General features: G+C 55.9%; 26 protein-coding genes. 16 read left to right on the top strand and 10 right to left on the bottom strand.

The window, feature by feature from the left end:
• Window positions 1-35 precede the first annotated feature (35 nt).
• Window positions 36-1,112: a photosystem II q(b) protein gene (gene psbA / locus KR100_RS09920; protein ID WP_038545378.1), complete on the top strand. Its 1,077-nt coding sequence runs from the start codon at window positions 36-38 to the stop codon at window positions 1,110-1,112.
• A gap of 189 nt (window positions 1,113-1,301) precedes the next feature.
• Here psbA and KR100_RS09915 read toward each other — a convergent pair whose 3' ends face one another.
• Window positions 1,302-1,499: a galactose oxidase gene (locus tag KR100_RS09915; RefSeq protein ID WP_239420308.1), complete on the bottom strand. Its 198-nt coding sequence runs from the start codon at window positions 1,497-1,499 to the stop codon at window positions 1,302-1,304.
• Window positions 1,500-1,632: 133 nt separating this feature from the next.
• Here KR100_RS09915 and KR100_RS09910 point away from each other — a divergent pair, with 133 nt between their 5' ends.
• The 4 genes from KR100_RS09910 (at window position 1,633) to KR100_RS09900 (ending at window position 2,873) form a co-directional block, all read left to right on the top strand.
• On the top strand, window positions 1,633-1,830 hold the full coding sequence (locus KR100_RS09910; protein ID WP_038545374.1) for a hypothetical protein: 198 nt from the start codon (window positions 1,633-1,635) through the stop codon (window positions 1,828-1,830).
• Between the two features lie 30 nt (window positions 1,831-1,860).
• Window positions 1,861-2,085, top strand: a complete 225-nt coding sequence (locus KR100_RS16385; RefSeq protein ID WP_038545371.1) for a hypothetical protein — start codon at window positions 1,861-1,863, stop codon at window positions 2,083-2,085.
• A 3-nt stretch (window positions 2,086-2,088) separates the two neighbouring features.
• Window positions 2,089-2,235, top strand: coding sequence for a hypothetical protein (locus tag KR100_RS16010; protein ID WP_156098031.1), 147 nt, complete (start codon window positions 2,089-2,091; stop codon window positions 2,233-2,235).
• A gap of 134 nt (window positions 2,236-2,369) precedes the next feature.
• Complete coding sequence (locus KR100_RS09900; protein WP_156098030.1) at window positions 2,370-2,873, top strand: hypothetical protein; 504 nt, start codon at window positions 2,370-2,372, stop codon at window positions 2,871-2,873.
• Window positions 2,874-3,166: 293 nt separating this feature from the next.
• On the opposite strand, the gene KR100_RS09895 is transcribed toward KR100_RS09900, so the two are convergent.
• The 3 genes from KR100_RS09895 to KR100_RS09885 all read right to left on the bottom strand — a co-directional run bounded on the left by KR100_RS09895 (window position 3,167) and on the right by KR100_RS09885 (window position 5,188).
• Entirely contained in the window at window positions 3,167-3,601 is a 435-nt protein-coding gene (locus KR100_RS09895) for a nuclear transport factor 2 family protein (RefSeq protein WP_038545366.1), read from the bottom strand.
• Between the two features lie 303 nt (window positions 3,602-3,904).
• Complete coding sequence (locus KR100_RS09890) at window positions 3,905-4,816, bottom strand: DUF481 domain-containing protein (RefSeq protein WP_051847451.1); 912 nt, start codon at window positions 4,814-4,816, stop codon at window positions 3,905-3,907.
• A 189-nt stretch (window positions 4,817-5,005) separates the two neighbouring features.
• A complete protein-coding gene (locus tag KR100_RS09885) occupies window positions 5,006-5,188 on the bottom strand; it encodes a hypothetical protein (RefSeq protein ID WP_038545364.1) in 183 nt (60 codons plus the stop codon).
• Window positions 5,189-5,448: 260 nt separating this feature from the next.
• On the opposite strand from KR100_RS09885, the gene KR100_RS09880 reads away from it, so the two are divergent.
• Window positions 5,449-5,664 carry a DUF4278 domain-containing protein gene (locus tag KR100_RS09880; protein WP_038545361.1) on the top strand — a complete coding sequence of 72 codons (216 nt, stop codon included), beginning with the start codon at window positions 5,449-5,451 and terminating at the stop codon, window positions 5,662-5,664.
• A 15-nt stretch (window positions 5,665-5,679) separates the two neighbouring features.
• On the opposite strand, the gene KR100_RS09875 is transcribed toward KR100_RS09880, so the two are convergent.
• Window positions 5,680-5,949, bottom strand: a complete 270-nt coding sequence (locus tag KR100_RS09875) for a hypothetical protein (protein WP_038548551.1) — start codon at window positions 5,947-5,949, stop codon at window positions 5,680-5,682.
• Between the two features lie 92 nt (window positions 5,950-6,041).
• Here KR100_RS09875 and KR100_RS09870 point away from each other — a divergent pair, with 92 nt between their 5' ends.
• On the top strand, window positions 6,042-6,293 hold the full coding sequence (locus KR100_RS09870; protein ID WP_038545358.1) for a hypothetical protein: 252 nt from the start codon (window positions 6,042-6,044) through the stop codon (window positions 6,291-6,293).
• Between the two features lies 1 nt (window position 6,294).
• On the opposite strand, the gene KR100_RS09865 is transcribed toward KR100_RS09870, so the two are convergent.
• Window positions 6,295-6,798 carry a hypothetical protein gene (locus KR100_RS09865; protein WP_038545355.1) on the bottom strand — a complete coding sequence of 168 codons (504 nt, stop codon included), beginning with the start codon at window positions 6,796-6,798 and terminating at the stop codon, window positions 6,295-6,297.
• Between the two features lie 89 nt (window positions 6,799-6,887).
• Here KR100_RS09865 and KR100_RS16600 point away from each other — a divergent pair, with 89 nt between their 5' ends.
• Window positions 6,888-7,058 carry a hypothetical protein gene (locus tag KR100_RS16600; protein WP_204207687.1) on the top strand — a complete coding sequence of 57 codons (171 nt, stop codon included), beginning with the start codon at window positions 6,888-6,890 and terminating at the stop codon, window positions 7,056-7,058.
• Here the strand turns inward: KR100_RS16600 and KR100_RS16595 are convergent.
• Together KR100_RS16595 and KR100_RS09860 are read right to left on the bottom strand one after the other, a co-directional pair.
• Entirely contained in the window at window positions 7,039-7,215 is a 177-nt protein-coding gene (locus KR100_RS16595) for a hypothetical protein (protein WP_204207685.1), read from the bottom strand. The genes KR100_RS16600 and KR100_RS16595 overlap by 20 nt on opposite strands.
• 255 nt (window positions 7,216-7,470) lie before the next feature.
• Window positions 7,471-7,629, bottom strand: a complete 159-nt coding sequence (locus KR100_RS09860; protein ID WP_156098029.1) for a hypothetical protein — start codon at window positions 7,627-7,629, stop codon at window positions 7,471-7,473.
• Window positions 7,630-7,777: 148 nt separating this feature from the next.
• Here KR100_RS09860 and KR100_RS09855 point away from each other — a divergent pair, with 148 nt between their 5' ends.
• The 8 genes from KR100_RS09855 to KR100_RS09825 all read left to right on the top strand — a co-directional run bounded on the left by KR100_RS09855 (window position 7,778) and on the right by KR100_RS09825 (window position 10,953).
• Window positions 7,778-7,996, top strand: coding sequence for a CP12 domain-containing protein (locus tag KR100_RS09855; protein ID WP_028952348.1), 219 nt, complete (start codon window positions 7,778-7,780; stop codon window positions 7,994-7,996).
• Window positions 7,986-8,345 carry a DoxX family protein gene (locus tag KR100_RS09850; protein WP_038545346.1) on the top strand — a complete coding sequence of 120 codons (360 nt, stop codon included), beginning with the start codon at window positions 7,986-7,988 and terminating at the stop codon, window positions 8,343-8,345. The genes KR100_RS09855 and KR100_RS09850 overlap by 11 nt, the downstream gene beginning before the upstream one ends.
• Window positions 8,342-9,004, top strand: coding sequence for an SDR family oxidoreductase (locus KR100_RS09845; RefSeq protein ID WP_038545343.1), 663 nt, complete (start codon window positions 8,342-8,344; stop codon window positions 9,002-9,004). The genes KR100_RS09850 and KR100_RS09845 overlap by 4 nt, the downstream gene beginning before the upstream one ends.
• 102 nt (window positions 9,005-9,106) lie before the next feature.
• Entirely contained in the window at window positions 9,107-9,424 is a 318-nt protein-coding gene (locus KR100_RS09840) for a DUF3303 domain-containing protein (RefSeq protein ID WP_038545340.1), read from the top strand.
• A 121-nt stretch (window positions 9,425-9,545) separates the two neighbouring features.
• The gene (locus tag KR100_RS09835; RefSeq protein WP_038545337.1) at window positions 9,546-10,046 is read left to right on the top strand and encodes a DoxX family protein; all 501 of its coding nucleotides are present in this window, start codon (window positions 9,546-9,548) and stop codon (window positions 10,044-10,046) included.
• A gap of 40 nt (window positions 10,047-10,086) precedes the next feature.
• The gene (locus KR100_RS09830; protein WP_369793792.1) at window positions 10,087-10,539 is read left to right on the top strand and encodes an alpha/beta family hydrolase; all 453 of its coding nucleotides are present in this window, start codon (window positions 10,087-10,089) and stop codon (window positions 10,537-10,539) included.
• Between the two features lie 10 nt (window positions 10,540-10,549).
• Window positions 10,550-10,723: an alpha/beta family hydrolase gene (locus tag KR100_RS17050; protein ID WP_369793791.1), complete on the top strand. Its 174-nt coding sequence runs from the start codon at window positions 10,550-10,552 to the stop codon at window positions 10,721-10,723.
• 26 nt (window positions 10,724-10,749) lie between these two features.
• Window positions 10,750-10,953, top strand: coding sequence for a chlorophyll a/b-binding protein (locus KR100_RS09825; RefSeq protein ID WP_038545335.1), 204 nt, complete (start codon window positions 10,750-10,752; stop codon window positions 10,951-10,953).
• On the opposite strand, the gene KR100_RS16005 is transcribed toward KR100_RS09825, so the two are convergent.
• Window positions 10,954-11,118 carry a hypothetical protein gene (locus tag KR100_RS16005; RefSeq protein ID WP_156098028.1) on the bottom strand — a complete coding sequence of 55 codons (165 nt, stop codon included), beginning with the start codon at window positions 11,116-11,118 and terminating at the stop codon, window positions 10,954-10,956.
• Between the two features lie 247 nt (window positions 11,119-11,365).
• Window positions 11,366-11,539, bottom strand: coding sequence for a hypothetical protein (locus tag KR100_RS16000; RefSeq protein WP_156098027.1), 174 nt, complete (start codon window positions 11,537-11,539; stop codon window positions 11,366-11,368).
• Between the last annotated feature and the right edge of the window lie 11 nt (window positions 11,540-11,550).

Here is an 11,550-nt window from a genome sequence, read left to right as displayed (position 1 = left end):
AATAAGGGTGGCTATTTCCTGTCTTCTTTTCTCCTATGTCCACCGCCATTCGCAGCGGACGCCAGAGCAACTGGGAAGCCTTTTGTCAGTGGGTCACTGATACCAACAACCGCATTTATGTGGGCTGGTTCGGTGTGCTGATGATTCCCTGCCTCCTGGCAGCCACCATCTGCTTCATCGTTGCCTTCGTCGCCGCACCTCCGGTCGACATCGACGGCATCCGTGAGCCTGTCGCTGGTTCTCTGATCTACGGCAACAACATCATCTCCGGTGCTGTTGTTCCGTCCTCCAACGCCATCGGCCTGCACTTCTACCCCATCTGGGAAGCTGCTTCCCTCGATGAGTGGCTGTACAACGGCGGCCCCTACCAGCTGGTTGTCTTCCACTTCCTGATCGGTATCTCCGCCTACATGGGGCGTCAATGGGAACTCTCCTACCGCCTCGGCATGCGCCCCTGGATCTGCGTTGCCTACAGCGCTCCCCTGTCAGCGGCCTTCGCCGTGTTCCTGGTGTATCCCTTCGGTCAGGGTTCCTTCTCTGACGGCATGCCCCTGGGCATCTCTGGCACCTTCAACTTCATGCTGGTGTTCCAGGCCGAGCACAACATCCTGATGCACCCCTTCCACATGATGGGCGTCGCAGGTGTCTTCGGTGGATCCCTGTTCTCCGCCATGCACGGCTCCCTGGTGACCTCCTCCCTGGTGCGTGAAACCACCGAGACCGAGTCCCAGAACTACGGCTACAAGTTCGGCCAAGAGGAAGAGACCTACAACATCGTGGCTGCCCACGGTTACTTCGGTCGCCTGATCTTCCAATACGCATCCTTCAACAACAGCCGCAGCCTCCACTTCTTCCTGGCTGCCTGGCCGGTCGTGGGCATCTGGTTCACGTCCATGGGCGTGTCCACCATGGCCTTCAACCTGAACGGTTTCAACTTCAACCAGTCCATCCTTGATGGTCAGGGCCGTGTCATCAACACCTGGGCAGACATGGTGAACCGTGCTGGCCTCGGCATGGAAGTGATGCACGAGCGCAACGCTCACAACTTCCCCCTCGACCTGGCTGCTGCTGAGTCCACCCCTGTGGCTCTGCAGGCTCCCTCCATCGGTTGAGGATTCTGCTTCGTTCAACACGTCCCCACCGAAAGGTGGGGATTTTTTTGGTCTTTTGTCCAGGAATTCACCCCCTGTCTCCGCTGAAGCACCACGGGTTTTCAGGCGTTCTGGAGGGGGATCCGACTCCCTAGCGTGCTTCAGGGCGTGCTGCTGTGCTGTTGCTTTTCTGCCCGCCGGTTCTGAGCCTCAGGCCGCTTCCGGGCAGGAGCTCATCTCGCGTTCCAGCCGTTGTGTCCACTGGTGGCAGCGATGGCTGAGGTGGGCCCCCTGGGGCAGAAGTCGTTCATGGCGATGGCACGCCGGAACCGTGATTCCGATCGGGGTGAGTGCGTGGCGGAACTGCTGACAGGTGATGCAGACCATCAGAGAACGGCTGGGACGCAAATGTCCGTGGTCGATTGGAGGCCACGGCTCTGGATCATGGGAATTGGAGGCCAAGAAACAAAGATGCGTGCGTACATATGTACTAAGACGTCTCGTTGTTGGCGTCAAGCGCAGCTGCCATGAAGATGGGTTGATGACAGATTCACGCCCTACCCTTCATTTCGAGTTGGATGTGGATGCCATCCGGCTGCTCCATCGTTCGGTTCGCTTTCATCTCGAAAAGTGGCCTGGAGGGCCTGATCCTCAGGAGCAGGAGGATCTCCACCGGCTGCAGACCCTGCTTTATGCAGCACTGCTCGAGTGTTCGTTTGAGCAGGACGGAGAGCGCTGACCCCTTCACAGCCCTTCATCCAAGCCGACAGTGATCCCTGGTGGAACTACAACGGATGAAGGAGCCGGAGCCGTTGTGTCGCAGGACAACAAGAGCATCACGTCATCCGAATCCCGGCAATGGGATGCCGTTGATGCCTGGTTCGAGTGCATCACCCGATGTCCTGTTGATGGTGGTGACGATTGCATCTCCAGTTGCATGCGAACTCATCTGGGTGAGGAGCAGGAGCTTTGGCAGAGCAGCCTCTGCATGTGAGCCGTGACGATTTGGTTCGTGCTTGTCGTCGTGGTTCTGATGCTGTCCCTGATTGGCTGGCGTTGGAATCAGCTGGAGATGGACAACCTGCGTCGCCGTTCAACACGGATGGTGAAGGGGGGGCGTCATCGACGACGTTCGTTTCGATGAAGCCCAATCATTTATGGCCTGCCATCGTCATGGCCTTTCGGTCAGGTCCGTGAACGACACCTGCAAGCCTGGATTCCGAGCAGGATTTTGAACTGACGGGGTTGAGAGGCAAGCGATCTGCTCAGCAAGCAACCATGGCTGCAATGCGGAGAAAAATCAGCTTGGAAGGAAGGAATCCCTCGCGAGTTCTGCTGCATGAGAGTTCTCTCAGATTGATCTCATGTCTCACTCAGTCCATTGGTGGAGCATTGAGCTGCCATGGGACTGTTATGGACAGTCTTCGCTTCCATCGCAAGCATCCAGGACGTGTTGCCTTGTTGCGCCTGCGCGATGCAGGTCTATGGATCCTCTATCCATGGCTGTTGACAGAGCTGGCATTGCCAATGCAGCCGGATGAGATGGCATTGCAGCCTTTGATTTTGAGGGTCCTCGTGTATCTCCCCTGCTGGGTCATGGGGCTCTGGTTTTGCAGCAGCAGCGGACTCATCGGCATGAAGTCTCTTCGGCAGGGAAGAGAACCCCTTCTGTCTGGATTTGCAGTGGGCGTGGCGCTGTTGACCTGGACATTGTTTCTGGGAAAACTCTCAAATTCGAACCACCTTTTTCAATTTGTCACGACCGAATGGCTGTTGCGATGACTGGCTGTTGCGATGACAGCCTGTTGCGGCGCATCTTTGTTTCCGTGATCTTTTTCGTTGAAGAACCTTTGAACCCGCTGCAGCTGTCATCAGATCGGGATTGATCAACGAATCAGATCGTTGCGAGGGTGAATCTCAACAGCACTTGGAGACGGAACATCAACAGAATATTTGAAAGGATTTCGATCTCATCCAACAATTTTAATCAATCGCTCATTCCTTGTACGTCAGGGCTCTGAGCATTAGAGATGTTCAGAGCATGGTTGTAAAAATGATGGCAACGGTTCTGATCCTCAGGAAACGAAACGCTTGTACATCCAGCGAACAAAGCCACCGATCACAGGCACTGGTTCAAACGTCGGACCGACAAAATCGAAATAATCCCTGTGCTTGATAATGCGACCATCGCTGCCGAAAACCAGGCGTGTTGTGCCTGGGTAGATAAATTCGACACCCTTGATCTTGAGACCCATTCTCCATTCGATAAAAGCAACATCATTGTTCAAAGCGATACATTCCGTTTCGAGGAAAACGTCATCACAACGTTGCATCAGACTCTGCTGCGCTCGGATGTATGACTCAACTCCGGATGAGCTTTGTGTTGGGTCTACGAACTCAACATCATCCGCATAAACGGCTTTCCATTGTTCGGCCGTTGGAGCATCCTCTCCATAGGGCTTCGTGAACAGCGCACGGATGGTTTGTGCATCAAGCGGCGGTTTCAGCATGGTTCGAAGTTCTCGTTCACGGGCGGACCTCCCTGGGGAGGGGAAGCACAACCTTCGCTCAGATTGGTTGTTTTCGTGGGTAGACGCGTCTCAACCGTTTGCTCACTCGGTATTGGCCTTGATCCGACGTCCTGGGACTCTGGCGTCTCCACTGACTGCGGAGAATCTTGGTGTGTTCGCAGCAGCGACAGACCGAGCCCACACCCGAGGCCTGCAAGGGTTCCAGCCAGGGCGAAAAGACAGCGACGTGGCCACTTGGTCATGGCTTGCTGCTTGGTTGTTGCTCCCGAAGGACTCAGAGGGCTAGAAGTCAACGCCCACTTGTCCGGACACCGTGTTGTTTGATGTTGGCGAGCTCATGCTCTGATAGATGGATTGAAATTTCAGAGATGTGAACAGGTTGGTCTGGGTTGATGGGATGAATTTGAAGGTTGCGGTGAAGGAGTTGTAGGGCTTCACCTCAGACGCGAAGGCTGCTGAAAACTGGTTCACTGCGCCGAAACGGAACCACGTTGTGGGTTTCCAGCCGAAGTCAACGGTCAGTGCTGCTCCCCCGTAGCTGTTTCCGCAGTACTCATCGTTCGAACAATCATCTCCTCCTCCTATCCAGCTCAAGGAAGGTCCAGCTTTGACGCTCAAAGTGGTCGTGTCAGAGTCGATCAGAGGAAAACCGACACCGATTGAAGCAAGAATATTATTGACTCCTGAGTCTTTTAAATAATCGTAATTGTAATCCGTTAATGCATAAAGGCTTATATCGGGGTTAAGGAATTTGTCGTAGGAGATTTGGAGATTTCCTTTTTTGGTTTTTATTTCGGGGTCCTTGTCTTTGTCGTTGTTGCGGTTGTAGTTGATGCTGCCCGACAACTTCAAAGTCTGGTCAGCATCTTTGTATCGGGTCGCAGCACTGATATCTCCACTGAAGGTTCCATCACCATCGCTGTCGTTGCCACTGAATCCACCACTGATGCTGGTTTTCCAGAGCGGCTCGGGGTCAGGAACCTTGATGGAGGCCACATCGATTTCGAGTCGTCCAAGCACAGGACTGATCAGAACCTTCAGGGAATCCGTGCTTTCGCTCTCAACAAGCTCACCACTGACGGTGTCGCCATTCACGAGGGTGTATTTCACCGTTTCGGCCATCACGGCGGTTGATCCGACCAGGGAGAAGGTGCCTAGAACGAAGGCATGAACGAGTTGTTTGGAGGGCAGCATCAAAACATCAACTGAAAAAACCTATGGATTGCAGCCAGATTCCGATCGCAACGAGAGGGCCGATGCCTGCCACCAGAACGGTGATTTTCATTCTCAAAGAAGACACCTGGCGTTCGCTTTGTTTCAGGGCCACAGCGGAATGACGGGCGTCAGAGCTTAGACGCCCCAATCGTTAATCGCCGGACAAAGTTAGATGCCCTGAGCGTGTTGACGAATGATCCAGTCGGTGGCGGCTCTCTGGCTTTGCCAGGCCTGCAGGAGTTGTTTGGCCAGGGTTTGAAGCTGGACAGGGTCCGTGGTGGATTCAATCGCCCTGGTCAGACGCTCCTGTTCGAATTGCTGGGAGACCGTCAGCTGAATTCCATCGGGCATGAGAGGGCAAAAGCCGCTGAGCCTTTATCGCCGGGCCTGTTCAGCCTGATCGTCACAGATGTGACAGCTCTGTGCCTCTGTCAGGCGATCCAGATCAGAGGCTGGATAAAGAAGTGTTGAGGTCTGTTCGCACATCGCCCCAACGACCGTCTATAACCGTTCTGTAGCAACGGCTACAAAACGTTCACTCTGCTACCAGCAGAGCGCAGTTCGATCGACGCCATGGAACGGGGACGTCGGTCTTTCTTCGGACTCGAACCATGACAACACTGCTTTATCGGGGCCAGAGCTACGAGCAAGGCTCCCTCTCCGCCACCCAGTTGCGCTACGACCGCAATGTCTACGGTAATCGGCAGAAGGATGCCCGCCGTCATCCCGTCCTCACTTATCGGGGCTGCACCTACACCGCTGGACAGGCAGAATCGTCTGCTGTTGTCGGCAACTTCTGCTATCGCGGCGTCTCCTACAGCCGCTGAAGCCAGCTGCTCAGCTCAGAGCTCGTATTCCTCCTCGAAACGGTCGATCAATCCGCGGTACAGCGCCAGCGTTCCTTCGGTTTCCTCGCAGAAGCCGTCTGTGATGTAGGTCGCCTGAAGGTGGACAACGGCTGCTCTGACCTGAGCGAACGCATCCAGGTATTCCCCTTGGATGTCCTCGTCACGAATGTCGTTGATCAATGCCGTGAAAAGCTCAACCTTGCGTTTTGCGGCTGCGATCTCCGCTTCCATGTCCTTGTTGAGTTTGCGCCGCTTTCTTGGCATCCCTTCGTCCTGGTCAGGGGCTGACATTACGGGACGAGGGCTCATCAGCCCTGGGTTTGCTGCTAAACCTTTGGCCCCTTGCTAGCTGACAGATGGGCGGGACCCTCCGTGGCGTTGTTTATGTCTCCGTCTGGGTGGTGATCTGGGGGACTGTGGCTTCCCTTATGGATTGGTTGCTGCTCGAAGGAGAGGTCTACGTCACTGGATCGTCCGGACAAGCGGTCACCTTCATTGCATATGGGGCTGCAACGATCGTTCTGGCAACTCGGTTCTCCAGCCGTTTTCTGGTCTCTGCCGGTCACGATGGAAACGATGACGGACAGGATGGCCCTCCTTCGAACTGATTCAGTTGTCCGGTCTGGTGAGAAAGGCGATGGGAATCGAAAACGTCAGGATTTTGTGGGGATCACCTGGAAAGATGGCCAGACAGGCCACTTCATGATCGGCGTGGGCTTCCCGGGACTTGAGAACAAAGTCCGTGGCGTCCTCGATGCTCCACATCGGTTGTTCCGCTTGCCTGCGTTCATCGCGGTAGGCCTGCCAGATCTCCTCAAAGGCCTCCGCGTCCTCGCCTGAGCGTGTCTCCTCCAGGGCTGCATCGAGCCCGATGTCGTCGAAGCGTTGGAAAAAGCTTTGCATCAATGGGTGTCCGATGGTGGCTGATGCCTTGACCATCGAGTTGATCGTTCCCACCGCGGACACCATCAGCCGTGGTTTTGTTCTGCGGGCATCGATGACTCCCACAGGAAGGGAGAGATCCCAGTTTGGATGCCCGCTGACGGCACAGGCAAGGTCAAAGAGGCCCAGGGCGCACTGCTGAACGAGAGTTTGGACCCGTTGCTGATCCATCTTGTGTCGCTATCGAGGCTGTTGTTGTCGCGGAGATCCTCCGATCATGAGGTGCGGTTGCCAGGATTGCCTGGTCCGACACCCGCTCAATGTCTCTGGTTCAGATCTACCTGGATGCTGTGACCCATCAGGTCATCACCAGCGAGGAGTTGGCGTATCTGGCCGGACATCAGGATCTTTTCGATCGCACGGAACTGAAGTTGTCAGCGCGGCTCGAGCAATTGATCAGCAGCGGCACGATCAGCGTTGGGCTGCGCTGAAGATTTTGTCGATGCGATTGGGGTGGTCCTTGATGTAACGGTTGAACTCCATCGCTAAAAGTCGAGCCTGAAAGGCATCCGTCGCATAAAAGCAGTTCTCGAGGGTGTTGTTGTCCGGGGTTCTGAAGCGAACGGTGTAAGGCCTGCGCGCGCTCATGAAAGCTTTGCCATGGCGTTTTCACCATGGCTCAGGTGATCTCCCGAAATCAGCACTTCTTGTTCGTCTGCTGACCGAATGCTGGTTCTGAGGGCCCTCATCCGAAAAAAAGTTGTCTAAAGGCTTTCAGCCAGCCGCTCACACCTCGCTTATCCCGACGGAAAATGGTCCGTTCAGCGCTGCTGCCCACCGTTGAGTCTCGCGACTTGGCTGTCTGATAGATCCCCAGGGCCTGCGCGTCAAGCGGTCGATGACTCAGGGAAGGGCGACCACACCCGACCAGCTCTGAAGGACATCGGGTGCTCCCTGGGTCAGGGACGACACAGCGGAAGCGGACCCGATCGCAATTCCGATCACCAATCCCATCGCGAAAAGGATGGTTCCCGTCATCACCGCTCGTTCGGAGGGTTGCATGGTTTCCGTGGATCCAGAATCAGCCTCACTGTCACTGTGCCTGGAAACCAGTGCATGTCCGCTTTTAGACATAAAGGTAGAAATACCTGCTGATCAATGCGTTAAGCGGCCGCTACGACTGAATCAGATCAGAAGCTCTCTTGTCATCATGAAAACGATCGACGAGCACATCCAGAAAGATCAAGAGGAATTTCTGAAAGCTCTGGCTGAGCACAACGACGGCAAGGTGCGACACCTCACCGAAGAACTTCAATGGCTTCTGGATCACAAGAAGCAGTTCCCCGACGACACCCACGATCCCTCTCCACTCGAGTTGTTCTGCGAGCAGAATCCCGACGAGCCCGAGTGTCTCGTGTATGACGACTGAGCTGGTCGATCGTCTTGGTCGTCTCGCACTGGCGTCGATGTTCATCGCAGCCGTGCCTGGAAAGATCAGCGATTTTTCAGGCACGGCTGCCGGGATCGCTTCCAAGGGTGTTCCTGAGCCTCTGGCGGCTCTGCTTCTGGCTGGAGCTATCGCCTTTCTTGTCCTTGGGTCGATCCTTCTGGTCTTCGGTCGCACCACCCGTATCGGAGCTGCACTTCTTCTGGTTTTCCTGGTGCCGACAACCCTGTTGTTCCATGCCTTCCCGCCGGACTCAGGACTGATTCGGAACCTCACGTTCTGCGGAGCGCTTCTGCTGGCGATCACCCGGCCTCGACTGTCCACACGATGATCAGGCGCGTTGCCGTGAGTGGGGCATCAGGCAAGACGGGCTACCGCGTTGCCGAGGAGTTGCTGAACGAAGGCCTTGAGCCACGCCTGTTGCTTCGGCCTGGATCGGTGCTGCCCGATCAGCTCAGCAGCTGCGACCAGCAGCGTCTCAGCCTGTTCGATCAACAGGCCCTTGATCGAGCCCTCCAAGGTCTTGATGCGCTGGTGATTGCCACGGGTGCTCGACCGTCAGTCGATCTGTCAGGGCCAATGCGCGTTGATGCCTGGTCTGTGACATCCCAGGTGGAGAGCTGCAGACGTGTTGGGGTGAATCGGGTGATCCTGGTGAGTTCCCTCTGCGCTGGCCGCTGGAGACATCCACTCAACCTGTTTGGACTGATCCTGATCTGGAAACGGGTGGGAGAGAGCGCTCTTGAAACCAGTGGACTGGACTGGACGGTGATCCGGCCGGGTGGGCTCTCAGAACGTGAGGACAACGTGGCCGCTGAGGGGATTCGCTGGAGTGGTGCTGATCAACAGAACAGCAACTCGATCCCGCGACGTTTGGTGGCGCGGTGTTGTGTCGAGGCACTGCTCGTGCCGGCTTCGATCGGTCGCATCATCGAAGTCACCAGTGATCCGGATCTGCCGCAGAGATCCATGCAGGAGGCACTGACCTAGGGACGGGAGGCACAGGTCCTCTTTGGTTGAGCTGTCTTGAAGAGCACGTTGACCTGGCTCCGGTCAGTTCTAAAAAGACGTACGTCCTCTCACAGATCCGGCATGCAGTTCTACGTCGTCAACGGTCAGGTTCCATCGGAAACCCAGGACGAGGGCTACACCGCTTTCATCGACTACATGGAAGCCGGAGCAGCAGAGGACAAGGCCAATGGCTTTGAACTTGTTGCCCGCCTGCACATGCCGGAGTCAGGGCGCATCTGTGTGATCTGCAAAGCCGTGGATGCCAAGGCTTTGTTCCGCCATTTCATGGTCTGGCGTTCGATGTTCGGCGTTGAGTTTGAGTACAGCCCGGCACTCACCTGCGGAGAGATGGTGGAGATGCAGAAGCAGCACAACGCCCGGCTGGGAGCTGCTGACTGATCGGCCTGCACGCCGTCAGCCCGCTCTGCTGCGTATAAATACTCAACCTGGTTATTTGTGCCTAGACGAGGCGCGCCGAGTCAACAAAACTTCTTAAATTCATGTAAACGATCACAGGTCTATGGTCCGCGCCATTCTCACCAAGCCGTTCGTCGGCGATCTGGGTCTGCTGCTTTTGCGCGTGTTCACAGGAGCGCTGCTCATTCACCACGGCTACGAAAAGCTTGCCAATATCGAAAACTTCGCAGACGCCTTCGTCAGACCCCTCCATCTCCCCTTCCCGATTCTTCTCTCCTACGTCGCAGCGTTTTCAGAGGTGGTCGGCAGTTGGCTTCTCATCACAGGTTTGCTGACTCGTTTCGGTGCCCTGGCTGTTGCCGGCACGATTTCAGTAGCGATCTATCACGCCATCATCACGGCTGGCTTCAACATCTACCTGCTGGAGTTGCTTGGTCTCTATTTCGCGTCAGCGGTGGCCATTCTTGCCGTTGGACCGGGTTGTTTCTCCATCGATGAACTCGTCAGCCGCCGTCTTGAGCCGGATCTGGAGTTCACCTCAGATTCACTCGAGCAGCTCCTTAAGCGCACGCCAAGCCTTAGCGACGTTCCTGCAGCTCGCTGACAGTTCTCCCTCCAAGCTGGGACGCTGATCCGTCCAGGCGATGCAGGAAACACGGCTGTTTGATTGTTGCGGTTCTCCCAAGGCGAATCTGCTTTTCGCCCATGGAGCTGGATCCGGAATGGAGTCCTCCTTCATGGAAACATCTGCCAGATCGCTTGGGAGCCTTGGCTGTCGCGTCATTCGATTTGAATTTCCCTACATGCAGCGCCAGAGGCTTCTCGGCAAGGAGCGGCCTCCTGACAGGATTGAGGTGCTGACCGGCCACTTCCAGGCAGAGGTCAATCAACTCACAGAGCCTCTCCCTCTGTTCATTGCAGGCAAGTCAATGGGAGGCAGTGTGGCCAGCATGATTGCGGAACCGTTGTTCGTGGCAGATCGCATCAGGGGTTGCCTCTGTCTTGGCTATCCCTTCCATCCCATGGGGCGTCCGGACCGTCTCAGGATTGAGCACCTGCAGCGATCAACAGTCCCAATGTTGATCGCTGCAGGGTGAACGCGACGCCATGGGCCGTTTCGAGGAGGTGAGGGACTATGACCTCGCGCCGGCGGTTCAGCTGGCCTGGATCCCCGATGGAGACCACAGCTTCAAACCGCGCCAGCGTTCAGGGCACAGCGTCTCGACGAATCTGCAACTCGCTGTCGAGAAAGTCGACGATTTCCTCTGCAAGCTCCTGTAATATTATTTCACAATTGCAGCAGCAATATGTCCGATTCCGCCAGCCAAGCGCGCGAAGACTGGTATCAGGAGGCTGCGAAATCCCAGATCCAGGGAGAGCGCATGAATCGTGCCGAGCTGCTGAATGGACGCGTGGCCATGCTCGGTTTCCTCATCGGACTGCTCACTGAAGTGATCACCGGCCACGGCATTGCCAGTCAGATCAGCTTCGGATTGTTCGGTCAGGGCTGATCAACCGTCGCTGAGGTCCCAGAACATGAACGGCCTCTCCGTCCTGTCGTCCTTGCGATCACCGGCCGTTTGGGTTTTTTTGAACAGTCCTCTCCACCAATGAAGGAAACGTTCCTGCGGGCCTTGCTCAGCCACCATTGAGCGGTTCCTGATCAGTTTGGTCATGGAACGGTCAGGCCTGGACTCAACTCCTTGATACTCATCAATCGATGATTTGACCGTGCCAGGCCAGCTCTTGGCCAATCTGTCGCCTGGGCGGTCAAGATCTGTGCCAGTTGGACCGGGTGCATGGTCGACATTCCATCTTCCGTGAGGTTTTGGCACTGTTGAATGGTGAGGAGATCTCACGACGTGGAAACAAGGTCACACCCGTGAGAATTCAGCCCTGCCTTCGGCAGGACTTTTTTTTGGATCAGTGCCGTTTCAAGCCAATCCACAGCCACCAGACCATCAGGCCGACCACAAGCCAGGTCAAAGGCAGCTTGACAAGCAGACCAAGCAACAACACTCCAACGCTGATTCCTAATCGACGCGCAGAACGTTGTGAATTCGGCGTCATGTAACGCCAGCGGGGCAAAAGCGGCATGGCGTTGACGC

This window comes from Synechococcus sp. KORDI-100 (genome assembly GCF_000737535.1).
In the GTDB taxonomy this organism is placed as follows: Bacteria; Cyanobacteriota; Cyanobacteriia; order PCC-6307; family Cyanobiaceae; genus Parasynechococcus.
The sequence above is the reverse complement of the archived record's forward strand: the minus strand, read 5'-3'. Positions and strand labels throughout refer to the sequence as shown.